The sequence below is a fragment of the Nocardia sp. NPDC051463 genome (assembly GCF_040681975.1).
GTDB lineage: Bacteria > Actinomycetota > Actinomycetes > Mycobacteriales > Mycobacteriaceae > Nocardia.
Genome location: NZ_JBFBAB010000009.1, coordinates 32,587 through 55,938 on the forward strand (window position 1 = coordinate 32,587; position 23,352 = coordinate 55,938).

A 23,352-nucleotide genomic window follows, 5' to 3' on the forward strand; every position below is an offset into this window, starting at 1 on the left:
TGTGCGCGCGGGCCGGGTCATGTCGATGGGGCGAACTCCGGCAGCCAGCGCAGCGGCGTGGTTTCCCGAATGTGGATCAACACGTCGAACGCCTCGATCAACGAGCCGACCAGCATGTTCGCGTCGGCATCCTGCGCGGGGTCGTAGATCCCGCTGATGGTGCGCAGCTTCGCCGGTGCGAGTCGCCACCGGTGCACCGGGTCGGGGGCCTGCGCCCGCAGGTCGACGGCGAAGGCGGGCAGGTTCACCGCACCGAGCGTTGCGTCGATGAGATCGGGCGCGGGATCAGGGGCTGTCGCCATGCCCAGGTCGCCGTGATGGAAGCCGATCGCCACCGACGCGTAGTCCGCGCCGAAGTGGCGGCGTAGGTGGCTGCCTGCACCGCGGAATACGCTCTGCTCGGGTTGGGCGCCGAGGGCGAGCGCCGCGGTGTGGGCGATGCCGTCCCAGTAGGCGATCCTGGCGCCGGTCGCCCGGTGCCATTCGATGACGCGATCGGCCGACGGCCGCTCGTCGCGGTCGAAGCCGCCTTGTCCCGCAACGCTATTCGTATGGAAAGCAAGGATGCGGCGCGCGTGGGCCAGCGCGGTCGAGCGCTCGGCCGACTCCGGTAGCCCGTCGAGCAGTGCGAGCGCATCGCGTGCTTCGTCGAGGAAGGGGCGACCAGGGTGAATGCCTTGGTGGCGCTGGACGTGTTCGTCCACCTGGTGCGCGGTCCTGATGGGCGTGAGATGAGATTCGAGCGCGATGAGCCGTTGCGGCGCCGCGTGCCGGATGTAGTCGAGCACCACGTCGTAATCGGCGGATTCGGCCTGGGGCGGCTCGACGCCGAAGATGCGAACCGGATCATCCTGATGTTCCTGATTGAAAGCCCGAATCCAGGTCAACGCCTCGACCGTCTCGGCGCTGCGCCACGGTCGCCACGCACTCGCGAGCACGGATTCGGGATCGCCCGCCCCGGTGCGAACAAAGTCGTCCCAGCGCTCACCGGAACCCGCGCTGTCCTGAATCGCCAGTGCGCGGAAGCCGTGCCGTTCGACGAGCGCGCGGAATATGCGTGAACGCACACCGAAGGTCTGCCGGGAGAATCGCGTCGATTCGCCGAGCCCGACCACTGTCGCGGCCGCGAGCCGGTCGACCAATGGTTCGAGGTCCGTGCCACCGTAGTCGGCGTCGGAGCCGGTCACCGGACGGGCATTGGCACGCAACCAGTCGCGCACTGCGGCGGTCTCGTCGGATGCGCCGACAGGGGATGCGGGAGCGGTAGTAGTCATGTCGCAAGCCTCATACCTGAAGTCCACTCGAGGTCAAATCGACCGTCGAGGGCGGGGAGCCATTGCTGGATCCCGGCTTGTCGAGCGCTGTGTGCGATCCGGACGCGGAGCCATCGGACGGCCCGCAGGTCGTGGTCACAACGTCGTGCGCATCAGGACCACGTTGTACTGGCTGTGGACCGTCGTGACGAAGTACAGGTCGCGACCGGTCTGGTACGGGAAGATCGAGGGCGCGTAGGCGGTCGGCAATTCCCTGGTGTCGATCAGCACCTCGGGATCGCTCCACGGACCCGTCGGCGATGGCGCCCGCCGCATCACCACCGAATTGAACGGATCGGTGGTGAGCGCGATGTACTGGCCGAGGTACTGGTTGTACATCACCGACAACTCGCCGACACCGAACATGATCGGCGCGGCCGCGTTGACGTCGTCCTTCTTCCAGCGCTCGCCGTCCCAGTACTCGTATTCGGCGAGGTTGGCGATGTCTCTGTCCCGCACGCGGGCGACGAACGCCGCACGGTTGCGCCCGGAGCGGGTGCCGTATTCGTAGACGTACCCGCCGTCTTTCAGGAAGGCGTTCATCTGGAAGTTGGCGTCGGCTCCGTCGTTGGGCCTGCGGGTCTGCGGCAGCTCGGCCCAGGTCTCGCCGTTGTCGCCGGAGGCGGCGAGGCCGGAGAAGCCCGTGGTCCACTGCCCGATGTCATCCCAGCTCTGTACCGACATGAGGCTCATGTACTGAACGCCGTCGACCGCGATGCCCGCGGTGGGGATGCGGCTGATTTCGATGAACGGAATCTTCGGGCTGGGGATAAGGTCGCGCGCCTGGCCGAATACATCGCGCACGACACTGTCGAAGAATATGCCGTTGGCCGGGTCCTGAGTATGGCTACGCACGAGAATATTGCTGCGCCACGCCCACATGCTACCTACCAGCAAATTCGGGAAACCGAGTCCGGCAGTATCGCCGAAGGCGGTCAGCATTTCGCCGCTTCCGTTGTCCCACATGATGCCGAGATCGGTGCCGAGCACGTTGTAGGTCTGGGTGTTGTTCGGGCTCGCCATGCCCGTCACCTGGAAGACCGCCCTGGTCCGTCCGTTCAGGTTGGGCAGCCCAGTTGTGCCGTTGAGCACGGGAAACGGGTTGATTGCGTTTGGGTTTGCCGAGGCTGGGGTAGTCGCTGTGAGGAGCAAGGCCGTGGCACCCGCCAGCGCGGACAGCAGAATGGATCCGGTTTTGGTCAAAGTCTTTGAGCCCTCCGGTTTCTCGCCGAAGCATGCTCGATACACCGACCCCCCGTCGTGTGTTTCGAGGCACATTCCGACTGGCTGGCAAATCGTTGGAAATGCTAACAGCCAATCCGGAAGAATTGGTGGGTTGTGTCATTGATTGATGAAATTTAACGACTACTGCGGTGGGTTTTGGCCCGCGAGGTCGCCTTTCGCAAGATCAGTGGCAGCTGAATGGCCCGCTCGATTGCGAAGGTACGGCGCGCGGCCGCCTCCCAGGATCGATCGAACAACCGCTTGGCTCCCGCGACGGCGTGCGGGGAGCGGGTCGCGATGCGGTCGGCGAGCTTTTCGGCGGTCGCGACCGGGTCCGCGGTGACCTCGGTGATCAGGCCGATGCGCTCGGCATAGGCGGCATCGACGAGGTCGGCGGTCATGGTCAGCAGCAGCGCCTTGTCGATGCCGATCAGGCGCGAGAGTGTCGCGGCGCCGGTCATGTCCGGCACTAGGCCGTGCTTGGCTTCCATTATCGAGAATTCCGCGTCCGGCGTGGCGAACCGGAAGTCCGCGGCCAATGCGAGCTGTAGGCCGCCGCCGTAGCAGCGACCGTGCACGGCCGCGATCACCGGGACCTGGAGTCGACGCCACGCCCAGCAGGCTTCCTGGAAGGCGTTGGTGCCGCGCCAGGGCAGCGGGACGAAGCCGCGCACGACGGCCAGTGGGTCGCCGGTGGCTGCAGCGACGTCGAGGCCGCTACTGAAGCTCGGGCCGTTGCCGGACAGGATGACCGCCCGGAGATCTTTGCGGTCGGCCAGGGTGTGTGCGGTATCGGCCAGCCCGCGCAGCATCGCGTGGGTGAGGCCGTTGTGCTTGTCGGGTCGGTCCAGCGTGACGTAGGCGCGGTTGCCGTCGAACCGCAGCGCGATGTTAGTGCCCATTTCTCGAATCTTACTCGTGAGTCAGTTCGTGTCATCGGCCATTGCCTGCCCGGGAGTCACCTGTTCTAATCGAAACTGTAGTTACCGTCAATGCTGACGGTAACTGGAGCGTGAAGCGGAGGAACACATGCTGCCAGCGGGAATGGACCCCCGAACGCCGGTGCTCGTCGGCGCCGGGCAGATCGTGCACCGACCGGGCGAGCCGGGCCTACCCGGACCTGTCGAACTGGCCGCTGAATCCCTACGTCGAGCGGGATCCGACAGCGGCACGGGTGACCGACTGCTCCGAGCGGCCGACCTGATCGCCACGGCGGCACCGGTCAGTCGTCCCTACCCGGACCTCGGCGCACTCGTCGCTGCCGAGCTCGGCGCCGCCCCGAAGCGGAGGGTGCAATCCGCACGATTCGGCGGTGACGCACCACTACGCCTGCTCAACGCCGTCGCGCAGGCGATCGCCGAGGGGAATTCCGACGTCGCGCTGCTCACCGGGGCAGAGGCGGTCGCCTCCTGGAACGTCGCGACCCGCGGCGGCGGCCCGCTCGAGTGGCCCGAGCAGCCGGAAGCCGCGCGACCGACCGACGTCATCGGCTCCGAGCGCGGACCCAACACCGAAATGGAGACCGCGGCTGGACTGTGGGGCCCGGTCTATTTCTACGCACTGATGGAAACCGCGCTGCGTGGACGACTCGGTCTGAGCGAACAGGAGCATCGGGAGCGGATCGGCGGGTTGTGGTCGCGGCTGTCCGGGGTGGCGGCGCGAAACCCGTATGCCTGGCAGCCCGCCGAGCATTCGATCGCGGAGTTGGTGACACCGAGCCCGGCCAACCGGCTGGTGTCGACTCCGTATCCGAAGCTGCTCGTCGCCAATCTGTCCGTGGATCAGGGCGCCGGTCTGATCGTGTGCAGTGCCGCCGCTGCCGACGCGGCGGGTGTCCCGCACGACCGCTGGGTCTTCCCGCACGGTGGCGCGACGGCCACTGACGAATGGTTCGTCTCCGAGCGCGCGGATCTGGCTGCCTCGCCGGCCATCGCCGCTGCCGGGCAGGCCGCATTGGCGGCCGCGGGCATCGGCATCGACGAGGTGGCCCACCTCGACCTGTACTCCTGCTTTCCGGTCGCGGTGCAGGTCGCGGCCGCGGCGCTCGGACTGCCGATCGACGATCCCGCCCGGCCGCTCTCGGTCACCGGCGGACTCACCTTCGGCGGCGGGCCGGGCAACAACTACACCACCCATGCTCTCGCGACGCTGGTCGGCCTGCTGCGGGAGGACTCCGGGTCCTACGGTCTGGCAACTGCTCTTGGCTGGTACATCACCAAACACGGCGTCGGCGTGTACTCGGCGCGGCCGCCCGCGCGACTGTTCGGGGCCGTCGAAGCGGAAGTGCCTGTCGCACGGCGTGATACAGCGCCCGGCTACACCGGGCCCGCCACTGTCGAGTCCTACACCGTCGCTTATCGCAAGGGCAGGGGGCCCGACCACGCGGATGAGCCGGAGGCCGTGGTCATCAGCGCGCTCAACCCGGACGGTGCACGCATACTGTTGCGGGTGTCCGATGCCGAGACCATCGCGGCGTTCACCGACGGCGATCCGCTCGGCGTCGCCGTCGACATCACAGCCGCACACCAGCTCACCCTGCTCACCGAGAGGACCGCCCGATGACCGACCTGATTCTTGTCGAACGGCGCGAGGCCATCACGCTGCTGACCATCAACCGTCCCGAAGCCCGCAACGCCATCAACCTGGCCACCGCACAGGCCATCGAGGCCGCCGTCGACGAGTTCGAGGCCGACGAGTGCGCCCGTGTGCTCGTGCTCACCGGTGCCGGCGCAACGTTCAGTGCCGGAATGGATCTCGTTGCGGCCGCCAAGGGCGAGATGCCCATGACGCAGCGCCGCGGTCCGCTCGGTATCGCCGCGAAACCACCTGTCAAACCGATGATTTCGGCAGTCGAGGGGTTCGCGCTCGCCGGTGGTTTCGAATTGGCGCTCGCCGGTGATCTGATCGTCGCGGCGAGCGACGCGCAGTTCGGCATTCCGGAGGTGAAGCGCGGTCTTGTCGCCGCGGGTGGCGGTGTGTTGCGCCTGACGCAGCGCCTGCCGCGGCCGATGGCCGCCGAGCTCGCGTTGACCGGCGGCCGGGTCGGCGCCGAGCGGCTCTATCAGCTCGGACTGGTCAACCGGGTCACCGAACCCGGCGGCGCGCTGGAAGGTGCGCTGGCGTTGGCGGCGGAAATTGTTGCGGCCGCACCGCTCTCGGTCGCCGCGAGCAAGCGGATCATCGACGAATCGCCGGACTGGAGTGTCGCGGAGGGTTTCGCCAAGCAGGGCGAAATCGCGTTGCCCGCACTCTTTTCCACAGATGCTGCCGAGGGTGCACTCGCCTTCGCGCAGAAGCGTGAACCGCAGTGGCAGGGACGCTGAGGCCATGACCGAACGCGTCCGGGAGACGCAGGCGCAGCGCAGGGCGCGCATGCGCACCCGTCTCCTGGACGCGGCGGTGGAGAGCCTGGTCGCGGTCGGCTACGCAGGCACGACCACACTCGAAGTGCAGAAGCGGGCCGGTGTCCCGCGCGGCACACTGCAGCACTACTTTCCGACCAGGGCGGACCTGCTCGCCGGTGCTGTCGAGCATGTCGCCGAACATCGATTCCTCCAGCTGACAAGGGAATTCGAGGCAATACCCGCCGAATCCGATCGGCTGGAGACGGCCGTCGAGCTGACCATGCGGATGCTCAGCGGCCCAACCTTCCTTGCCGCGCTGGAAATGTGGGTCGGCGCTCGCACCGACCCGGAACTGCTCGCGGCCTTCTTACCGCTGGAGCGCCGCCTGTTCGATCTGATGCACAACAGTATTCGCGATCTCTTCCGCACGGAGTTCCCCGACGATTCCCGGGTGCCGACGATCACCGAATTCACCATCGAGATCATGACCGGTCTGGCGCTGCGCGCGCTGTTGACCGGTGATCTCGATCGGAACCGAATCATCCAGCACCGCTGGCGAAATGCGGTGCGCATCCTGCTCGGTACGGCGGAGCCGAACACCCTCACCGCACCACGGTCGGACCGATAGGGTGCTACGGGCAACCGGCGATCGTGTCCCGCAGCACCGTCGCGCAGGCGGCCGGGTCGTCGTAGAACGGGGTGTGCCCGCTGCCGTGCAGGGTGACGTGCCTGGCGTTCGGCAATGCGGCGCGAGCGCGGCGGCTCTGCGTGGCGTAGGTCAGCAGGATGTCGCGATTTCCCCAGGCGATTGTGACAGGAATGCCTGTGAGACTGCCGATTTCGTGCAGTTGTGCCTCGGTGAACGAGGCGAGTGCGTCGTCGAAGGCGGGGGCGTTGACCGCACCGCCCGCGGTGTCGACGGCGATCCGAGTGGAGACCGCCCACGGTTTGCCGAAGACGAGACCGAGAAAGGCGGTCCGGCCCGCTGCGTTCCCGAGGATCCTCGGCAACGCGGATCCGAGCGGACCCGCGAGCGCTTTGGACTTGCCGAGTGACTGCTGGCACCAGACGCGCCCCGCGGTCTCCCAGAATCCGATCGGGGAGAAGGCGGTCACCGACCGAGCAAGCCCGCGGGCGCCGAGGTTCAGCGTGATGAGCCCGCCCATCGAGTTGCCGGCGAGGTGTGGCCGTTGGAGGCCTTCGCCGGCGAGGAAATCGGCGAGCGCCTCGGTGAGGGTGTCGACGGTGGTGTGCGCCAGCGGTGCGGAACCGGCGAACCCGGGTAGGTCGACAGCGATGACCTCGAAGGATTCGGCGAGGTTGTCGATGATCGGTTCCCACACCTGCCACCTGCTGCCGATCCCGTGCACGAGAACCAGCGGTTCCCCGGCGCCGACCCGGTGGTGATTCAGCGTCGTCATCCTCGTGATCCCCAGTTCTTCGTGATCGGCCGAATGCGATCACACTAACAGCAGTCACCAGCCATCAGTTCGGATCGATAGCGCTGCGCCGTCCCGGTTGTTGAGCAACAAATCATCGTCTGACACGAGCCGAATCAGGCTCGGATCGGTACGATAAAAGGTATGGCAACGCGTAAGGTCACCCTTTCGCTGGACGAGGCCGCCTGGTCATTCGCCGAACAGGCCGCGGCCCGAGCCGGCATGTCGCCCTCGGCATGGATATCGAAGGCCGCGCGCCGCGAAGCCGTGCGCACGGGAGTCGGGCCGGGGCTCGACGTGACGGCCGATGCCGCGGCGGACGAGGCAGAACTGGCCGCCGCCGAGGAGGCGATGCGTGCGCAGGGGTGAACTGTGGACCTACTACCCCCATGGTTCGCCGCCGCGGCGCCGCATCGTTGTGCTCATCAGCAGTGATGGCATCAACGAGTCGACGAGGCAGTGGCTGATCGCCGCCGAGATACTCGATCGGGATCCGCAGGACATCCTCGCGGTGCCGGTAGCGCGGCACGGATGGGTACACGCGGGCAATATCGGGCGCATCTATCGTGGCTGGCTCGCCGAGCGAGTCGATGAAATGGACACCGAAGAGCTCGAACGCCTGGACACCGCATTGCGGGCGGCCATGGACCTGTGAATGCTTCCACTGGACGGGAATTTCGGCTCGGGCGGCCTCGAGAGCCTCGGTGCGGCATTATCGTTGCGGCGTCTACGAAGTGGCCGCCCTAATGTCACAAGCTTGATGAGAAGAGGAGTCAGGTGCGGATTTTCCTGATCGCCGCGGCCGCTGTCGCGCTGCCGATGTTGGCGGCGTGCGGTAACGACACGGACGCGGCAACGCCCGCGATAACCCAGGCGGATCTCTCGAAGTCGCTGCAGGACAAGGGCCTGCAGGACCCGAAGCTTGCTGAATGCGCGGCGAAACTCTATGTGGAGCAGGGTATTTCGCAGGAGGGCCTGCGCAAGATGACGGGCAGCGAGTACGACACCAAGGTGGTCGACCCGACAACCCTCGGTATGAGCAAGGAAGACGCCGACAAGGCCCGCCAGGCCACCGGCAAAATCGTCAGCGAGTGCCTCGCACAGCGCTGACCCGATCATGAGTCGAGCCGGTGCGCGGATCAGAGGATGACGACGAGTTCGATGTGCGCCTCGGATCCGGCCGAGAGTTGCTCGGCAATCCGCACCGGCTTCTTGACCGGAAGCACGTAGGTGGCCCGGGACTTGTCCGGGAACAGCGAGGTCGACCAACGGCTACCGCCGATGGTCACCTCCACCTTCACCGCGCCGAACCCACCGGCCCGGTGCGAATACCTCTCCTCGATCTCATCGGCGATGCTCTCGGGCAGATTCACGAAATGCCACGACCCCTGCCCACTGTGTTCCCAGACCTCCGCCGTGAACGAGTACCGCGCTACAGCCACCGCGTGACTGTAGCGAGCGGCGCCGACAACCAGCCGATCGAGCAAGTGCACAGGGCGGCGCCGATCGCGCGAGGGGATCGGGATGGGGTCAGGGGACGAGCGCGGCCATTTCAGGCTTGGTCCGGACCGATCACGCTCACGGTGCCGTCACCGCTGTTGACCACATTTGTGGGTGAGCTGTTTTCGTCGCTGATCCGAAAGGACTGCACCACGATTTCGGCGAGTACGACCGGATCCAGCGGACTCGGGGCGTGAATGGTTGTTAGGCATTACCGCATGGACCGAGGTCAGGCCGGGGTGCAGTGGGGTGTCCGCGGCAATGTCAGAGTGGTCAGGAATTGGTCGGCCGCGGTGGTGGTGCAGGGGGTGCGGTGGTACACGCCGTGGCCCCAGCCGGTGTAGGTCAGGAGGGTTGCGCGTGGGGTTCGGTCGGCTACCTGGGTTGCCCATTCGTGCGGGGTCGCGGGATCGTGCAGCGAGCTGAAGATCAGGATCGGTGGGCCGTCTTCGATCTGCGGGCGGTGTTGCGGGTTCTGCGGTGGGGTCGGCCAGCCGGAGCAGAGAGTGCCTGCGGCCCACGCGAAATGGGCGCGCAAAGTGGGAGTGTTGGCCGTCTGTTCGCGCCACAGACGCAGCCAGTCGTCTTGATCGGCGATGTCGAAGCGCCAGTCGGAGCACAGGATGATCTCCGGCATCGCCGCCGCCCTACCGGACCGCTGGGTCGGGGCACTCGGCATCGGGAGGCCGGCCGGTTGGTCGGTCAGTGTTCGAAGTTCGGCCGCCAGGCGCGGCCATTCGGGCGCATAGAGTCGCTGGGTGACTGTGCGGCTCAATTCGAGTGGGCCCAGCGGAGTGTCGGGCTTCTCCGTATCTCGCAGCTCGCCGCGCTCGGCTCTGGAAAACAGTTCGCCATAGATGCGGTGGGTGTCGGCGCCGTGCAGGACGCACTGCGCGTCCCGCGAACACCAGGATGCGAATTCATCGAAAGTGTCCTGGCCCGCGCGTGCTTCGCTGGCCAGGAATCCGCGGCCGTCCAGGCTGTGATCGTCCACGCTGTCCATCAGCGAGGCACGCAATCGCTTCGGGAACAGCTCCGCGTACGCCTGCGCGGGCATGGTGCCGTAGGAGCGGCTGTAGAGCGTGAGCTGATCCTCGCGCAGTGCCGACCGCAGCGCTTCGAGATCCTGTGCGACGCTCACGGCATCGAGGTGGTCGATCAGCGCCCCGGTGTACTGGCGGCAGCTGGCGGCGAGATCTCCCGCGTACGAATGAATGTCGCTGATGCGCCCGCCGGTGTCCGGCATCATGTTCGGGCGGCTTGCTGCGAGTCCGGAGTCGCACTGCACCGAGTGGCTGCGCTTGACCCCACGCGGATCCATGCTGACGATGTCGAATCGCGCCCGCAGCTCCGGCGAGAACTTTCCGCCCTGCAGGATTTCGTCCACTCCCGAAGAGCCGGGCCCGCCGGGCAGTGAAACCAGCGTTCCGATCTTCCCCACGGCGTCGTCGGCTCGATCCCGCACCACGGCAATGTCGACGGTCGAACCGTTTCGGTTCGACCAGTCGATGGGCACAGTCACTGTCGCGCAGTCGAATTCGGCCTTCTCCACACAGGGCTGCCAGTTCAGTACTTGTGCCGGGCTCGCGGCGGAGGTGCAGGCGGCCAACGCCACCGCGATCAGTGCGGAGGCCAAGGTCACGCCGAGTATCTTGCGACGGAGATGCATACGGATGATCGTCGCCGCGACCTTCGACCGACCACATCACTCCGGCGAGTGATCCCGCCTCACCCTGCGGTACTGCCGCGGCGCGCACTGGCGAGAGGTTCCCGCCATCGTCCACTGATCGTGGTGATTTTCACGGTCCGTAACAACGGAGGATCATCCGACGACTACGCAGGGTATCGAACACCCGTCCGAATTCATCGGACCCATTGCACGTCTGTCCTTTTCAGACCAGGCGGCAGACACCAGGAGGACAGACCGTGCGGATCATGCAGATGTTGGGCAAGGGGCGCCGATGGCGCGCTGGTACGGGAATGGTGCTGGGCGTCCTGGCGCCGGTGCTGATCGTGACCGCGTGCACGGCTGACAAGGAGGGTTCCGCCACGCCGCGTACCGGCACTGCGACGGCTACCTCGGTGAGCGTATCGAGGACGACACCCCCGGCCACCGCCACGGCACCAGGCAATCCCGGCGGGGCCCAGGGGAATTCGGGCGGCGGCGGGAATGCGGGAAGCGCGGGAAATACGGGAAGTGAGGGCGGAGCGGGCGCCGGACAGCCGGCGGCCGAGCAGCCCGACACCCCGGGCGGCACGGATACCTGTGGCGCGACCTTCTGCGGCACAACGAGCTATCCCCCTCCGGCGCCCGGCGGCACCGACTACTGCGGCGACACCCCATGCGGCGTCTACATCAAGTGCACCGACAAGATCAACTACGCGGGCGATCCACGGTCCAACAACGAGATCAACAACATCGGCGTGAACACCGGCCAGTGTCCCGAACCGATTCACCCCCCGACGACAAGCAGTGCCGAACCTCCGGCTACGACCACGGTGGCGCCGACGGCTGCTCCGACTACGGCTGCTCCGACAACCACTGTGGCGACAACCGCTACGCAGTAGGGGCTGAGGCTGGAGCTCGGTGCCCAGAGCGTGGGCACCGACTCCAGGCCATTGGCGACTGGCATCCGAAGTGCGAGAGGCATCGCTCGTCGGTCGACGCCAAACGGTCAGGTCTTCGGGGTGGTGTCGGTGCGTTCATCGCGACATACCCCGCTTGCCCTGTAGGGCAAGTGATTTCATTCCTTCCCCGTGGAGAAGAAATGAAATCGACCAAGGCAATTGTGTTGGCAGGCAAACGATCTCGCCCGGACCTTCAGCTGGTCGGTTGAACCAGATCTGCACGGCAATAGCCCGCAGTCGCCAGCCAATAGCGGAGCCCCGATCCGATGACCTGCTGGTCAGGGGTTATTTTTGGTGGAGCCGATGACGGGAATCGAACCCGCGCTGTCTGCTTGGGAAGCAGAAGTTCTACCATTGAACTACATCGGCCTACGCGTGAGCGCGATCGCGAGCCTACCAGACCAGGCGCTATGCGGTGCAAGTTCAGGCGGTTGGCCTGGTGTCCAGGTCCTGACCGGGCCTGTTCCTTATCTACTGCTTACCTCGATTCGAGACCGCGAAGCCGGTCTCGGCGACGGCTTGTGCGGCGAATGCCGATGCTATGCCGGCCTGTCCGAACGACCGACAGGGCGTTCCCGCACCGACCAGGTACCTGCCCGGCTCGACTTCCTCGCCGAGCACTTCACACCGGTACCCGTGGCATCATCCGACAGCGATGGCGTCACGCCGACAGTCCCGAACAGTGTTTCCGCAGATCAGCCAAGTCTCTGTTGGCCTTGGCTAGAACCTGGCGATCGGCTCGACGGGGTCCGGGTTCGTCTGGAAGGTGGACCCGTCGGCGGGGCGTGGTCCCGATCAATAGGGCATCTGACCGATACGGCCCGGTGTTGTTGTCTGGCAACATGGCTGAGTTCATGTGGTGCAACGTGAGGAGTGGGTCCTTGATGGGAAATCTTCGGAACTCTGTTTCGGTCGTGATCGCGCTGGCCGCCGCTGGTGTGGCCTTGAACGCGCCGCAGGCGTCGGCCGAGATCGGGGTTCAGGTCATGATCGCGGGGGGCGGGCTCAGTAATGGGTTCGGGACGGGCTGTAGCTACGACGTGGTCGCGAACGGCGCCACCGGTGTGGGCATGGAATTCTATGACAACGGTGTCTTGTTCGCCGCGACGGAAGCAAGCCCGACCCCGAAGACGCACGTGGCCAGATGGGCTCCGGCGACGCCTGGGACGCACACCATCCTGGTCAATCAGAACGGGGATGCGAAAACTGTCGTCCTTACGGTCGGTACCGGGATCAACGCGGGAAGTTCTTGCCTCGTGATGTAGCGGGCCCACGCTGGGGTCGGTCCCGCTACAGCTCGCCGAGGTATGAGGCTCTCACCGCTACCTCATGACGCTCGTTTCAGGCCGTGGCGTTGGGCTCGCGGGCCCTGGGTGGGGCCGACCCGACGGGCTCGCGCGAGAGCCGACACACCTGATATCCACAGGGCTGACGGTGTGGCGGGAACCACGCTGGGGATCCGGATCGATCAGGTGGGTGACCGCTACCGTGTTCGAGCCGTGGGGCTCCTTGGTGGTGAATGGCTTTCCGATGCGGTGCCGTATCTGGGCGTCGGCGTGCGGACGATGCAGTACTTCAGTTTCGATCGAAGCGGCGGCAACGACGATGGTGCTGGTGGCTGTCTGTGCGCGACGGTGGAGTCGGGTGGCGTGGCGGCGGAGGATTGTGGGCTGGGGGAGGTCGATTCGATCCGGAGGTCGCCGGTTCGAAGCCTGTCCCCGCTACGACGCCGACGAGCTACATCCTGTCGGGTGCCGCGATGCCGAGCAGATCCAAGCCGGTGGCGAGGACCTGCGCCGTGAGATCACACAGGGCCAGGCGGCTGCTTCGGCTCGGTTCCTCGGCCTTGAGCACCGGGCATCGTTCGTAGAACGCGGTGAATGCGGTCGACAGCGCGTAGAGGTAGTTCGCGAGCCGGTGGAACTCCACCGTGTCCGCCACCTCGGCGATGACGTCGGGAAAGGCGAGCAGTTCGATCGCCAGAGTCCGCTCCGAGTGCTCGGCGAGGCGCACGGGCTCGCCGTCGCGCGCGGGAATCACGTTGCCGCGACGGAAGATCGACCGAATCCGGGCATGCGCGTACTGGAGGTAGGGGGCGGTGTTGCCCTCGAAGGAGAGCATGCGATCGAAGTCGAAGACATAGTCGCGGGTGCGGTCGGTGGACAGATCCGCGTACTTGACCGCGCCGATTCCCACCGCGCGGGCGATGTCGGCACGGGTTTCGGCGTCGATATCGGGATTCTTCTCCACGATCGCCGCCGTCGCGCGTTCAACAGCCTCGTTGAGCAGGTCGACGAGTTTGATCGTGCCGCCGGCCCGGCTGCGCAGCACCTTGCCGTCGGGTCCGAGCACGGATCCGAATCCGACGTGCGTGGCGCGCGCCGGGGGCACGAGCCAGCCGGCCGCGCGGGCTGTCGCGAACACCATCGCGAAATGCTGCTGCTGTGGTGCGCCGACGACGTAGAGGAGCCTGGTGGCTCCGAGTTCGGTAAGCCGGTTGCTGATGGCGGCCAAATCGGTGGTGGCGTAACCGTAGCCGCCATCGCTTTTGCGGACGATCAGGGGAACCGGCCCGCCGTCACGACCGGCGAACCCCTCTGGAAACACACACTCGGCGCCGTCGCTGACCCGCAGCAGTCCGTGCCGGTCGAGATCGGTGACCACCGAGGATAGTTCGTCGTTGTAGGAGCTCTCACCGACGAAGTCCGATTCGACCAGCCGGACATCGAGACTGTCGTACACCCGCATGAAGTACCGCTTGGATTCGGCGACCAGCAACCGCCACAGCCGCAGTGTGGCCTCGTCTCCGCCCTGCAAGAGGACAACCCGCCGACGGGACCGATCCTTGAATTCATCCGACGTGTCGAACTTCCGCCGAGCCGAGGTGTAGAAGTCGTTCAGATCACCGACCGAGAGCTCGGCGGCCGCCTCCACCTCGCCGATGTCGAGCAGATGCTCGATGAGCATGCCGAACGGAGTACCCCAGTCCCCCAAGTGGTTCCGCTTGAGGACCCGGTGCCCCAACCACTCTGTGACCCGCACCGCTGCGTCACCGATGATCGTGCTCCTGAGATGACCGACGTGCATCTCTTTGGCCGTATTCGGCGCCGAGTAGTCGATCACCACGGTCTCCGGATCCGTCACAGCCGGCACGCCGTGGCGAGCGTCGGCACCGACCGATCCGACGAGCCGGCCGAGCACCTCCGATCGGAGAGTGAGATTGATGAATCCCGGCCCCGAGATCTCCGTACGCTCCACGAGATCATCGAGATCCGCCGCTGCCAGCACCTTGGCCGCGATTTCCCGCGGATTCGCGCTCATGCGCTTGGCCAAGCCCAACGCCGCGTTCGACTGGTAGTCGGCGTACTGCGACCGCTGGACAACCGGGTCTACCGGTTCGCCGGCCACGGTTTCGAAGGCATGCGCAAGGCGATCACGCAGTAGTTGCTTGGGAGTTCCCACGGACGACAACCCTAGCGAATACGCAGATGGCCGAGCCGGTGGCGCCGACCGAAAAGGATGAAAACCGATGGAACCGATCTTGGATGCGCGGTGGCTAAAGGCAGGTGACATAACAGGTTTCGAACGGCCGCAGAGAGGCGGACCGCCAGGGATCGAACGGGGGAGGGGAGGGATTGCCAGCACGCTCACCGGGGTCGGGCATCGGCGTTCCTGCCGAGCGATGTCGACCCGGCCGCGAATTGAACATATGTCTTGGACATATGTATTGCACAAATGTACAAATCATTGGACTGTCTCGTGCATGCACAGAAACGAACTCACCATCGACGCCGCCGGATCTCCTAACTCGACGTGGGCGGGAACGGCCGACCGCTGCTCGCGCTGCACGGTCACCTGGAAGAGGGGGCGAGCTGGGCGCGGCTGGCGGCCGATCTTGTGCCGCAGTGGCGGTCATCGCGCCCGACCAGCGCGGGCACGGCGACTCCGGTCGCGCCCATGACTACTCGCTCGAGGGCTATGTTGCCGACGCCGTCGCGCTGATCGAGCACCCGGGAGTCGTGGCCCGTCGCGATTCTCGGACACTCGGGCCGAGGCATCACCGCGATGCGGCTCGCGGCTCGCCGCCCGGACCTGGTCTCCGCGCTGATCGTGGTGGAAATCGGCGCGGTCCATGTGAGCACTGGCGCGTTAGACTTCGTGCTCGGATGGCCGCGGCAGGCGTCGACCAGGCAGGGGCTGCTCGACGCGCTCGGGTTCGCGGCGCCGATGTTCGCGGAGGTACTGCGTGAGAACCGGACGGCAGTTGGCGATTGCCGTTCGCGCCGCGGGACATGGTCGACTCCGAAGCCCTTGTCGCCGGCGACTATTGGGCCGACTGGCTCGGTAGTGATTGCCCTGCTCTACTCGTCGTCGGCAACAAGCAGCCATGCGTGGACCCCGCGCTCGCCGAGCAGCTGTGCGTCGAGAGGTCGAATGCGGCGCTGGTCACTCTCGACACCGACCATTTCGTGCACAAAGGCGACCCGGCTGGATTCGCCGCGGCCGTGCGCGATTTCCTCCGGTCGCGGTAACTCGACTCGAAGCCGGATGCCACGCTGACGGGCCGGATCGAGCAGGCAGTAGTCTCGTCGCGTGCTGCTTTCCGATCGTGACATCCGTGCGGAGATCGCCGCTGGGCGTCTCGGCGTCGAGCCGCTCCTGGAAACCCTGATCCAGCCGTCGAGTATCGACGTGCGACTGGATCGGATGTTCCGAGTGTTCGATAACACCCGCTACACCCATATCGACCCGGCGCAGCGGCAGGACGAGTTGACCAGTTTGGTCGAGCCCGGCGAGGGCGAGCCGTTCGTGCTGCATCCGGGTGAGTTCGTCCTCGGCTCCACCCTCGAGGTGTGCACGCTGCCCGATGACCTGGCCGGACGACTGGAAGGCAAGTCGAGCCTCGGCAGGCTGGGCCTGTTGACGCACTCGACGGCAGGCTTCATCGACCCCGGGTTCAGCGGTCACATCACCCTCGAACTGTCGAACGTGGCGAACCTGCCGATCACGCTGTGGCCAGGTATGAAGATCGGTCAACTGTGCTTGCTCCGGTTGACGAGCCCGGCCGAGCATCCCTACGGCAGTGCGAGCACCGGGTCGAAGTATCAAGGTCAGCGTGGTCCGACGCCGTCGAAGTCCTACCTGAACTTTCCGCTGCCGAACTAGGGCTGCTCGGCGAGCCTTCCTCGATGCATCGCCGAGCATTGCGCCCTAGTCGCAGCCGAATGCCTTCGGCTCCAGTCGGTTTCCGCCGCTGTCAACGGCCCCGGGCCGAGTCCACCCCTGTCGACTGCCAGAAATAGGGGTGGGCTCGACTCGCGCCGGCGCCGGCGACAGCGGGGATTGATGACGCAAATCAATCCCCGCCGCCCGCTCCCACCGCGAGTGCCGTCGTGATGATGACGGAAAGCGGTGGGAGCGTGTCGCCCCGATTCGGCAGGCTGACCCAGAAGCACCCTTCCCGGGTCCAGCGGCCGAGTCCGGTCGGCAACATCACGGCGCTGCCGATGGCGGGAATGCCTATGTCGAGACGGTTCAACACCTCCAATACCTGTGTCCCCGGCCGGCTGTCCGGCTCGGCAAGGAAGCTCCATCGAATCTGCCTGGCCAGCATGGGGCCCCTCGTCCCCTGCTGTGCCAAAGCCGCCCTGACCTTTTCGGCCCTTGCGGTCGGCAGATGGACGACGCACACTCGACCGGTGATCGGCAGCATCACGAACCCGCCTCGCTCGCTGACCGGTAGCCCGAACTCGTGCCGGTAGTAGGCCACCCAATCGTCGACTGTTCTGATCCTGTCCACGTTCACGGCCATACTCCTCGCCTCCTGCTTCAAGGGTCGCGGCAACGGCGGCGGTTCGGTATTGCCCGCGCGCCCGCCTTCCACTGCCATTCCGCTGCCCTTCACCCGGCCGCACCCTGCGGCGTTCGCCTCGCCTGATAGCGAATTGCTTTTGCCTGTGGTCGTACTCACAAACCACTCGTACTCTGGATAGGAGTTGTTCGTTCGAAGGGATGACATCGTGGTCCGGCAGTGGTCAGGTAAAGAGGCCCGTGCCCTTCGCGATGCCAAGCGGATGAGTCTCCGGGAGTTCGCGGCGCATCTGGGTGTGCACGAACGCCTGGTGTCGAAGTGGGAGGCCGGCGGCGCCCGGGTGCACCCACGTCCGATCAATCAAGCCGCTCTCGACACGTCTCTGGCCAGGTCCGACGATGTTGTGCGGGCAAGGTTTGCGGCGCTGATCGATCAACCCCTTGTTGATCGTGCTGCCGCGCCAGGATTCGATGCGCACGCCGACGCCGCGGCGCGTACCAATTATTCGAGCGACGCGGACCTGCTGGCACTCATAGATGCCGGTGCGATGAGAGGTGATGCGTTAGCAGCGATTTCGGAGAGGGATCTGATCATGGCGGCTGCCCATGAGGCCAGCGAGCACGCAGGCCAGGCCGAGAGCACCAATGTGGGTGCAACCACTTTGGAACAGCTCGATGCCGATGTCACGCGTATCGCGAACGACTACGTGCACATTCCGCCGGTTCCGATGATGGTCGAGATGCTGCGGGTGCGTCGCCGGGTGTACCGGCTGCTGGAGGGTCATCAGCGGCCCGCCGACACCAGTCACCTATATCTGTTGGCAGGCACTCTGTCTGGTCTGCTCGCGAACGCGAGCACCGACCTCGGCTACTACGACGCGGCGGGCGAACAGGCCAGAGCCGCATGGGCCTACGCGGAATTGTGCGGCCACAACGGATTGCGTGCCTGGACCCGCGGCATGCACGCGCTCATCGAATACTGGTCGGAGCGGCCGCGCCGCGCGGTGCTGCTGGCACAGAGTGGGCAGGAGTTCGCGGAGTCGGCCACCGCGCGGGTGCGCCTGCTCAATATCGAGGCCAGGATCTGGTCACGGCTCGGCAGTGCGGCCGATACCGATCGCTGCATTCGCGCCGCGGACGATGCGCGCGAGGCCGGTGAGACCGACACGCTGCACGATGAGATCGGAGGCGTATTCGGCTTCAACGAAGCGAAGGCCAGCTACTACGCGGGCGCCACCTATATCCACCTCGGCCAGGCGGCCCCCGCATTGGCGGCCACCGAGCGAACCATCGAGCTGTATGCGAATGGTCCGACCGAGCAGCGCTCCTACGGGGCCGAGTCCCTGGCCCGGGTGGACAACGCCGCGGCGCATCTGATCAACGGCAGCCTGGACGGTGCGGCCGAGGCCCTGCACCCGGTGCTCGGTTTGGCCGAGGATAAGCGCATCGCCCAACTGGAAGAGCGACTGACCGGTGTGCGGCGGCGCATCGCCGGTCCCGCCTTTCGCGATGCGGTGAAGGCGCGGTTCCTCGATGAACGCATCGAGGAATTCTGCGGCATCACCGCCGCCAAAGGCATTCCGCCGGGCAATTCGTCGGCCTGAGCCCGCGACCTCGGTTTTCTCCCGCGTCCCCGCGCGTGCCGGGTTGGTAGTGGCGCAGGTCTCCCCGCGCGGATAAGGGCGATAAGTGCTTGCGGCGGGATGGCACCATTGGACAGGTGAGCCCGAGTCATCTACCGCATCATCCGCCGCGCGTGCTGGAACAGTCGACGAAGCTGCAGAACGTTCTCTACGAAATTCGTGGTCCGGTACATGCGCACGCGGCACGGCTCGAGGCGGAGGGTCACCGGATCCTCAAGCTCAATATCGGCAATCCCGCCCCGTTCGGGTTCGAGGCTCCCGATGTGATCATGCGCGACATCATCGCCGCGCTGCCGTATGCCCAGGGCTATTCGGAATCGAAGGGCATCCTGTCGGCGCGGCGCGCCATCGTCACCCGCTATGAGCTGGTCGCGGGCTTCCCCGAGCTCGATGTCGACGATGTGTATCTCGGCAACGGCGTCTCCGAGCTGATCACCATCACCATGCAGGCGCTGCTCGACAATGGCGACGAGGTGCTGATCCCGGCGCCCGACTATCCGCTGTGGACGGCGATGACCAGTCTCGCCGGTGGCACCCCGGTGCACTACCTGTGCGACGAGTCCAACGGTTGGCAGCCCGATATCGCCGATATCGAGTCGAAGATCACCGACAAGACCAAGGCTCTGTTGGTGATCAACCCGAACAACCCGACCGGCGCGGTGTACTCCGCCGAGATTTTGCAGCAGCTTGTCGATATCGCGCGTAAGCATCGGCTGCTGCTGCTCGCCGACGAGATCTACGACAAGATTCTCTACGACGACGCCAAGCACATATCGCTGGCGACGCTCGCCCCCGACCTGCTGTGCCTGACGTTCAACGGATTGTCCAAGGCCTACCGGGTCGCGGGCTATCGGTCGGGCTGGCTGGCGATCACCGGGCCGAAGGAACATGCCGCCGGTTTCCTGGAGGGCATCGACCTGCTCGCCTCGACCCGGCTGTGCCCGAATGTGCCTGCACAGCATGCGATTCAGGTGGCGCTGGGGGGACACCAGAGCATCGAGGATTTGATCCTGCCCGGCGGGCGGCTGCTCGAGCAGCGCGATGTCGCGTGGGAGCGGCTCAATATGATCCCCGGTGTCTCGTGTGTGAAGCCCAAGGGTGCGCTGTACGCGTTCCCGCGGCTGGATCCGAACGTCTATGAGATCCACGATGATTCGAAGCTGATCTTGGATCTGTTGTTGCAGGAGAAGATCTTGATGGTGCAGGGCACCGGCTTCAACTGGCCCGATCACGATCATCTGCGGATCGTCACGCTGCCGTGGGCCAGGGACCTTGCGGTGGCCATCGAGCGCTTCGGCAATTTCCTGTCCAACTACCGTCAGTGAGTGGCTGATTCCGGACCCAGCGTGTTCGGGGCAACCAAACCGCCCCGCTTACGGTCTTAAAAACAGACTCACCGTATGGATACGGGCGATTTTTCAAGACTAGCTAGCGCAAAAGAAGACCTTTTGTGTACAGTGGCTCTTGGCACTTTAGAGTGCCCGGTCGGGTTGTCTACCCCCCCTGGACGATCCGACCTCGAGTTCGGCCGCCTACCCCCCTGGGCGCCAGCTCGCGGGCGGCGGAGACATCCCCCTGCTCTCCGCCGCCCCCTCCACTTTCTCCGTTCCGGATTCGCCTCGAACGCCGCTCCGGTCCGCTGCGCCGACTTGAAAATGAAATCCTTTAAGCTCGGCACCGGACAAGCACACGTCCGACAGGCAGGAGCCCGGTAAGTGAGCGCAGCAAGCGCGCCGTCACCACAGCGCACGGCGGTGTCATGACCGACCACCATCACCACCACCACGACCATTCCGAACCGATCGCGATCGGCGCCAATGCCGCCCGCGTCGTAATCGGGCTACTCGCCGCCATCGGTGTGCTGGTCGTGATCGCCGCGATCGTCCTGTGGCCGAGCGCCCAGCACGTCGACATCCCGCTGCCGATGCAGAACGCGGGCGGCGGCGCGGTGCAAACCGAGGCCGGGACGGTGGTGTTGCAGGACCTCGGCGCGTGCGGCAGCCCCTCGATCGGCAAGGTCTTCGTCGACAAGCCCGAAGCGCCGCGCAACAACGCCTACACCTGCCAGCGCAGTCTGATCACCATCGACTCCGGGCCGCACAAGGGCAATCACACGCTGCTCGAAATCGCTCCGGGCCCAGGGCAACCCGACCTGCGCGCCGGTGACGACATCCGGCTGGTCCGGCAGACCGATCCGAACGGCACGCCGATGTACTCCTTCGAGGACTACGCGCGCGGGCTGCCGTTGACGCTGATTGTGCTGGTCTTCGTGGTGGTGATCGTGGTGGTGGCGCGCTGGCGCGGGCTGCGCGCGCTGCTGGGACTGATCTTCGCCTTCGCTGTGCTGGTGGGGTTCCTGTTGCCCGCGCTGCTGGACGGAAAGCCCGCGATCCCCGTCGCGCTCGTCTCGGGGGCGCTGATTCTGTATGCCGTGCTGTATCTCGCGCACGGGGTGAACCTGCGGACCAGTTCGGCGCTGCTGGGCACCTTGACATCGATGGTGCTCGCCGCGGTGCTGTCCTGGGTAGCGATCGAGGCGACGCACCTGACCGGGCTGTCGGAGGAACAGAACACCAACGTCGCCACCTACATTCAGCACGTCAGCATTACCGGGCTGCTGTTGGCGGGCTTCATCATCGGCTCGCTCGGTGTACTCAACGATGTCACCATCACCCAGGCTTCCGCCGCTTTCGAGCTGGCAGCCCTCGATGAATCAACCTCGCGTCGTGAGGTTTTCGCCGCCGCCATGCGAGTGGGCCGCGACCACATCGCCAGCACCGTCTACACCCTGGTGCTCGCCTATGCAGGCGGTGCGCTGCCGTTGCTGCTGCTGTTCAGCGTCGCCGGCCGCTCGATCCGCGATGTGCTGACCGGCGACGCGGTGGCCATCGAGATCGCACGCTCGGCGGTCGGCGGCATCGCGCTCGCGATGTCGGTTCCGCTGACGACCGGAATCGCGGTCCTGCTCGCGCGCCCGTTCGGCGGCAAGCAGCAGGCGCCGTCCGCGCCTGCGCGGCGTGCGCGGCACGCGAAGAACTGAGGACGGGCTCGCCGGTTTACCGCGGTGGCGGCGGGAACGGGAAGACCTCGGTCGGAATCGTCGGCAGCACGATCGTCGGAAGCCCCGGCACGACAATCGTATTCGGACCCGGCGTCGTCGGCGGTGGGGTCGTGGTGGTCTGCCGTCGCGGTGGCGGTGCGGCGACCGATTCCTCGGTCTCGGTCGTCGTGCCGGGTGCGACCGCGATCTGTGGGTCGAGGGTGGTGGTGCGCGGCGCGCTGGTCGGGGAGACCGAGGTCGAGCGCTCGCTGCTCTGCGAATCTCGCTCGAGGACCTGCGGTCCGTAACCCAGTCCGAGACCGATCGCGGCGACAACCGCCAGCGCGCTGACGGTCAGGACCGCGCCGTTGATCTCACGCTTGCGACCACGCCTGGGCGGTGCGGATAGCCAGGCGGGCGACAGCGCATCGTCGTCATCGAGCGTCCTGCCGGGGGGAGTGGCGGCCCGGATCGGGCGGACCGGGCGAGCCAGCAGCGCCGCGCCGCGGGTGATCACCGTTTCCGGGTTGTCCGGCACGATCACCGGCACCCCCATCCACCGCTCGAGCACCTTGGCGATCAACGGAATTCGCGCGCAACCACCGATCAGCAGCACACCGTGCACCGGGCGATCGGACCGCACGATCACATCGCGCGCCATCCGCGCCGACGATTCGATCGCCAGCATGATCAGCGATTCGAAATTTTCCTGGGCGAGCAGCACCAGACCCTGTTCGCTCGGCAGGGCGACGGCGGTGTTCGAGGACAGCTGTTCCTTGGCCTCGCGGCATAGTGCGTCGAGTGCGGCCAAGCCCGCCGGATCGGCGGGGTGCGCGATCCGGCCGGAGGCGATCTGCTGCTCGCGGATGAGTGAGTCGAGGTAGTCGCCGCTGATATCGCTGGTGCGTTCGCTGTGGCGGACCTCACGGGTCTGGGCGTCGACGACACTGACCGACAGTCCCGAGCTGCCGAGGTCGTAGACCACCAACGAGGAGATGCCGCGAATATCGCCGGTGGAGTGAGCGAATTCGAGTGCGGCGATGAGTTCGGGCACGAGTTCGTAGTTGGTGAGTTGCTGGCGAGCCATCGACGCGCGGATTGCCCTGGCGTGTTGTTCGCTGCGGTAGGCGATCGCGGTGGCCTGGATGCCCGGCGTCGCCTCCAGCGTCACGCCGATTGCCTCGGCGGCCAGCTCTTCTACCTGGTGCTCGCCGACCGGGATGGTCTGCAGGTCGAACGAGTGCGGTGCGACATGTCCGTGAGGGCTCGCGGCGTGCGGCCGCGCCATACGGACTGCGCCGGCCCCCACCGAAACTCCCAGAACCGAACTCATCAGCTACCCATCTCGTTTCACACTTCACGAGCGAGCCTTGTGCCGCCCGCCGGTGGAAAGGCCGCTCACGCCGACCC

22 protein-coding genes and 1 tRNA gene are annotated in these 23,352 nt (G+C 66.0%); 13 read left to right on the forward strand and 10 right to left on the reverse strand.

Features of this window, described 5'->3' with window-relative positions:
• Positions 1-17 precede the first annotated feature (17 nt).
• The 3 genes from AB0M74_RS14725 to AB0M74_RS14735 all read right to left on the reverse strand — a co-directional run bounded on the left by AB0M74_RS14725 (position 18) and on the right by AB0M74_RS14735 (position 3,439).
• Positions 18-1,274 carry an erythromycin esterase family protein gene (locus tag AB0M74_RS14725; protein ID WP_364906650.1) on the reverse strand — a complete coding sequence of 419 codons (1,257 nt, stop codon included), beginning with the start codon at positions 1,272-1,274 and terminating at the stop codon, positions 18-20.
• A gap of 135 nt (positions 1,275-1,409) precedes the next feature.
• A complete protein-coding gene (locus AB0M74_RS14730) occupies positions 1,410-2,516 on the reverse strand; it encodes a DUF4185 domain-containing protein (protein ID WP_364906653.1) in 1,107 nt (368 codons plus the stop codon).
• A gap of 155 nt (positions 2,517-2,671) precedes the next feature.
• Positions 2,672-3,439, reverse strand: a complete 768-nt coding sequence (locus tag AB0M74_RS14735) for a crotonase/enoyl-CoA hydratase family protein (protein WP_364906655.1) — start codon at positions 3,437-3,439, stop codon at positions 2,672-2,674.
• Positions 3,440-3,566: 127 nt separating this feature from the next.
• Here AB0M74_RS14735 and AB0M74_RS14740 point away from each other — a divergent pair, with 127 nt between their 5' ends.
• The 3 genes from AB0M74_RS14740 to AB0M74_RS14750 are packed head-to-tail and all read left to right on the forward strand — an operon-like array spanning position 3,567 to position 6,509.
• The gene (locus AB0M74_RS14740) at positions 3,567-5,099 is read left to right on the forward strand and encodes an acetyl-CoA acetyltransferase (protein WP_364906657.1); all 1,533 of its coding nucleotides are present in this window, start codon (positions 3,567-3,569) and stop codon (positions 5,097-5,099) included.
• The gene (locus AB0M74_RS14745; protein WP_364906660.1) at positions 5,096-5,860 is read left to right on the forward strand and encodes a crotonase/enoyl-CoA hydratase family protein; all 765 of its coding nucleotides are present in this window, start codon (positions 5,096-5,098) and stop codon (positions 5,858-5,860) included. The genes AB0M74_RS14740 and AB0M74_RS14745 overlap by 4 nt, the downstream gene beginning before the upstream one ends.
• A 4-nt stretch (positions 5,861-5,864) precedes the next feature.
• Entirely contained in the window at positions 5,865-6,509 is a 645-nt protein-coding gene (locus AB0M74_RS14750; RefSeq protein WP_364906662.1) for a TetR/AcrR family transcriptional regulator, read from the forward strand.
• Between the two features lie 4 nt (positions 6,510-6,513).
• Here AB0M74_RS14750 and AB0M74_RS14755 read toward each other — a convergent pair whose 3' ends face one another.
• Complete coding sequence (locus AB0M74_RS14755; RefSeq protein WP_364906665.1) at positions 6,514-7,302, reverse strand: alpha/beta hydrolase; 789 nt, start codon at positions 7,300-7,302, stop codon at positions 6,514-6,516.
• 162 nt (positions 7,303-7,464) lie between these two features.
• Here AB0M74_RS14755 and AB0M74_RS14760 point away from each other — a divergent pair, with 162 nt between their 5' ends.
• The 3 genes from AB0M74_RS14760 to AB0M74_RS14770 all read left to right on the forward strand — a co-directional run bounded on the left by AB0M74_RS14760 (position 7,465) and on the right by AB0M74_RS14770 (position 8,430).
• Positions 7,465-7,689 (forward strand): hypothetical protein, encoded by a 225-nt coding sequence (locus tag AB0M74_RS14760; protein ID WP_364906668.1) that lies wholly within the window; start codon positions 7,465-7,467, stop codon positions 7,687-7,689.
• Positions 7,676-7,975, forward strand: coding sequence for a hypothetical protein (locus AB0M74_RS14765; protein ID WP_364906670.1), 300 nt, complete (start codon positions 7,676-7,678; stop codon positions 7,973-7,975). Before AB0M74_RS14760 ends, AB0M74_RS14765 begins: the two co-directional genes overlap by 14 nt.
• Positions 7,976-8,097: 122 nt before the next feature.
• Positions 8,098-8,430, forward strand: a complete 333-nt coding sequence (locus AB0M74_RS14770; protein ID WP_364906673.1) for a hypothetical protein — start codon at positions 8,098-8,100, stop codon at positions 8,428-8,430.
• Between the two features lie 29 nt (positions 8,431-8,459).
• On the opposite strand, the gene AB0M74_RS14775 is transcribed toward AB0M74_RS14770, so the two are convergent.
• Together AB0M74_RS14775 and AB0M74_RS14780 are read right to left on the reverse strand one after the other, a co-directional pair.
• Complete coding sequence (locus tag AB0M74_RS14775) at positions 8,460-8,762, reverse strand: DUF1905 domain-containing protein (protein WP_364906676.1); 303 nt, start codon at positions 8,760-8,762, stop codon at positions 8,460-8,462.
• A 287-nt stretch (positions 8,763-9,049) separates the two neighbouring features.
• Complete coding sequence (locus AB0M74_RS14780; protein ID WP_364906678.1) at positions 9,050-10,489, reverse strand: alpha/beta hydrolase; 1,440 nt, start codon at positions 10,487-10,489, stop codon at positions 9,050-9,052.
• Positions 10,490-10,755: 266 nt separating this feature from the next.
• On the opposite strand from AB0M74_RS14780, the gene AB0M74_RS14785 reads away from it, so the two are divergent.
• Positions 10,756-11,388, forward strand: a complete 633-nt coding sequence (locus AB0M74_RS14785) for a hypothetical protein (protein WP_364907130.1) — start codon at positions 10,756-10,758, stop codon at positions 11,386-11,388.
• 355 nt (positions 11,389-11,743) lie between these two features.
• Here AB0M74_RS14785 and AB0M74_RS14790 read toward each other — a convergent pair.
• A tRNA-Gly gene (locus tag AB0M74_RS14790) sits at positions 11,744-11,817 on the reverse strand.
• A 515-nt stretch (positions 11,818-12,332) separates the two neighbouring features.
• On the opposite strand from AB0M74_RS14790, the gene AB0M74_RS14795 reads away from it, so the two are divergent.
• Positions 12,333-12,713: a hypothetical protein gene (locus tag AB0M74_RS14795; RefSeq protein ID WP_364906681.1), complete on the forward strand. Its 381-nt coding sequence runs from the start codon at positions 12,333-12,335 to the stop codon at positions 12,711-12,713.
• 472 nt (positions 12,714-13,185) lie between these two features.
• On the opposite strand, the gene argS is transcribed toward AB0M74_RS14795, so the two are convergent.
• Entirely contained in the window at positions 13,186-14,910 is a 1,725-nt protein-coding gene (argS, locus tag AB0M74_RS14800) for an arginine--tRNA ligase (RefSeq protein ID WP_364906684.1), read from the reverse strand.
• A gap of 830 nt (positions 14,911-15,740) precedes the next feature.
• On the opposite strand from argS, the gene AB0M74_RS14805 reads away from it, so the two are divergent.
• Both AB0M74_RS14805 and dcd read left to right on the forward strand, forming a co-directional pair.
• Positions 15,741-15,980, forward strand: coding sequence for an alpha/beta hydrolase (locus AB0M74_RS14805; protein WP_364906686.1), 240 nt, complete (start codon positions 15,741-15,743; stop codon positions 15,978-15,980).
• A 61-nt stretch (positions 15,981-16,041) separates the two neighbouring features.
• The gene (dcd, locus tag AB0M74_RS14810; protein WP_364906689.1) at positions 16,042-16,614 is read left to right on the forward strand and encodes a dCTP deaminase; all 573 of its coding nucleotides are present in this window, start codon (positions 16,042-16,044) and stop codon (positions 16,612-16,614) included.
• Between the two features lie 190 nt (positions 16,615-16,804).
• On the opposite strand, the gene AB0M74_RS14815 is transcribed toward dcd, so the two are convergent.
• On the reverse strand, positions 16,805-17,254 hold the full coding sequence (locus AB0M74_RS14815) for a hypothetical protein (protein ID WP_364906692.1): 450 nt from the start codon (positions 17,252-17,254) through the stop codon (positions 16,805-16,807).
• Between the two features lie 268 nt (positions 17,255-17,522).
• Here AB0M74_RS14815 and AB0M74_RS14820 point away from each other — a divergent pair, with 268 nt between their 5' ends.
• From AB0M74_RS14820 to AB0M74_RS14830, 3 genes are all read left to right on the forward strand, one after another.
• A complete protein-coding gene (locus tag AB0M74_RS14820) occupies positions 17,523-18,863 on the forward strand; it encodes an XRE family transcriptional regulator (RefSeq protein WP_364906695.1) in 1,341 nt (446 codons plus the stop codon).
• Positions 18,864-18,970: 107 nt separating this feature from the next.
• Positions 18,971-20,227, forward strand: coding sequence for a pyridoxal phosphate-dependent aminotransferase (locus AB0M74_RS14825; protein WP_364907133.1), 1,257 nt, complete (start codon positions 18,971-18,973; stop codon positions 20,225-20,227).
• Between the two features lie 434 nt (positions 20,228-20,661).
• Entirely contained in the window at positions 20,662-21,942 is a 1,281-nt protein-coding gene (locus AB0M74_RS14830) for a YibE/F family protein (RefSeq protein WP_364906698.1), read from the forward strand.
• A 16-nt stretch (positions 21,943-21,958) separates the two neighbouring features.
• Here AB0M74_RS14830 and AB0M74_RS14835 read toward each other — a convergent pair whose 3' ends face one another.
• A complete protein-coding gene (locus tag AB0M74_RS14835; protein ID WP_364906701.1) occupies positions 21,959-23,275 on the reverse strand; it encodes an Hsp70 family protein in 1,317 nt (438 codons plus the stop codon).
• Positions 23,276-23,352 lie beyond the last annotated feature (77 nt).

Excerpts from the sequence above, each read along its gene's own strand:
- AB0M74_RS14760 (WP_364906668.1), top strand. The coding sequence starts at position 7,465 with ATGGCAACGCGTAAGGTCACCCTTTCGCTGGACGAGGCCGCCTGGTCA.
- AB0M74_RS14805 (WP_364906686.1), top strand. The coding sequence starts at position 15,741 with ATGGTCGACTCCGAAGCCCTTGTCGCCGGCGACTATTGGGCCGACTGG.
- AB0M74_RS14795 (WP_364906681.1), top strand. The coding sequence starts at position 12,333 with ATGGGAAATCTTCGGAACTCTGTTTCGGTCGTGATCGCGCTGGCCGCC.
- AB0M74_RS14745 (WP_364906660.1), top strand. The coding sequence starts at position 5,096 with ATGACCGACCTGATTCTTGTCGAACGGCGCGAGGCCATCACGCTGCTG.
- AB0M74_RS14830 (WP_364906698.1), top strand. The coding sequence starts at position 20,662 with ATGACCGACCACCATCACCACCACCACGACCATTCCGAACCGATCGCG.
- AB0M74_RS14735 (WP_364906655.1), bottom strand. The coding sequence starts at position 3,439 with ATGGGCACTAACATCGCGCTGCGGTTCGACGGCAACCGCGCCTACGTC.
- AB0M74_RS14725 (WP_364906650.1), bottom strand. The coding sequence starts at position 1,274 with ATGACTACTACCGCTCCCGCATCCCCTGTCGGCGCATCCGACGAGACC.
- AB0M74_RS14820 (WP_364906695.1), top strand. The coding sequence starts at position 17,523 with ATGAGTCTCCGGGAGTTCGCGGCGCATCTGGGTGTGCACGAACGCCTG.
- AB0M74_RS14780 (WP_364906678.1), bottom strand. The coding sequence starts at position 10,489 with ATGCATCTCCGTCGCAAGATACTCGGCGTGACCTTGGCCTCCGCACTG.
- AB0M74_RS14740 (WP_364906657.1), top strand. The coding sequence starts at position 3,567 with ATGCTGCCAGCGGGAATGGACCCCCGAACGCCGGTGCTCGTCGGCGCC.
- AB0M74_RS14835 (WP_364906701.1), bottom strand. The coding sequence starts at position 23,275 with ATGAGTTCGGTTCTGGGAGTTTCGGTGGGGGCCGGCGCAGTCCGTATG.
- AB0M74_RS14750 (WP_364906662.1), top strand. The coding sequence starts at position 5,865 with ATGACCGAACGCGTCCGGGAGACGCAGGCGCAGCGCAGGGCGCGCATG.
- AB0M74_RS14785 (WP_364907130.1), top strand. The coding sequence starts at position 10,756 with ATGCAGATGTTGGGCAAGGGGCGCCGATGGCGCGCTGGTACGGGAATG.
- AB0M74_RS14755 (WP_364906665.1), bottom strand. The coding sequence starts at position 7,302 with ATGACGACGCTGAATCACCACCGGGTCGGCGCCGGGGAACCGCTGGTT.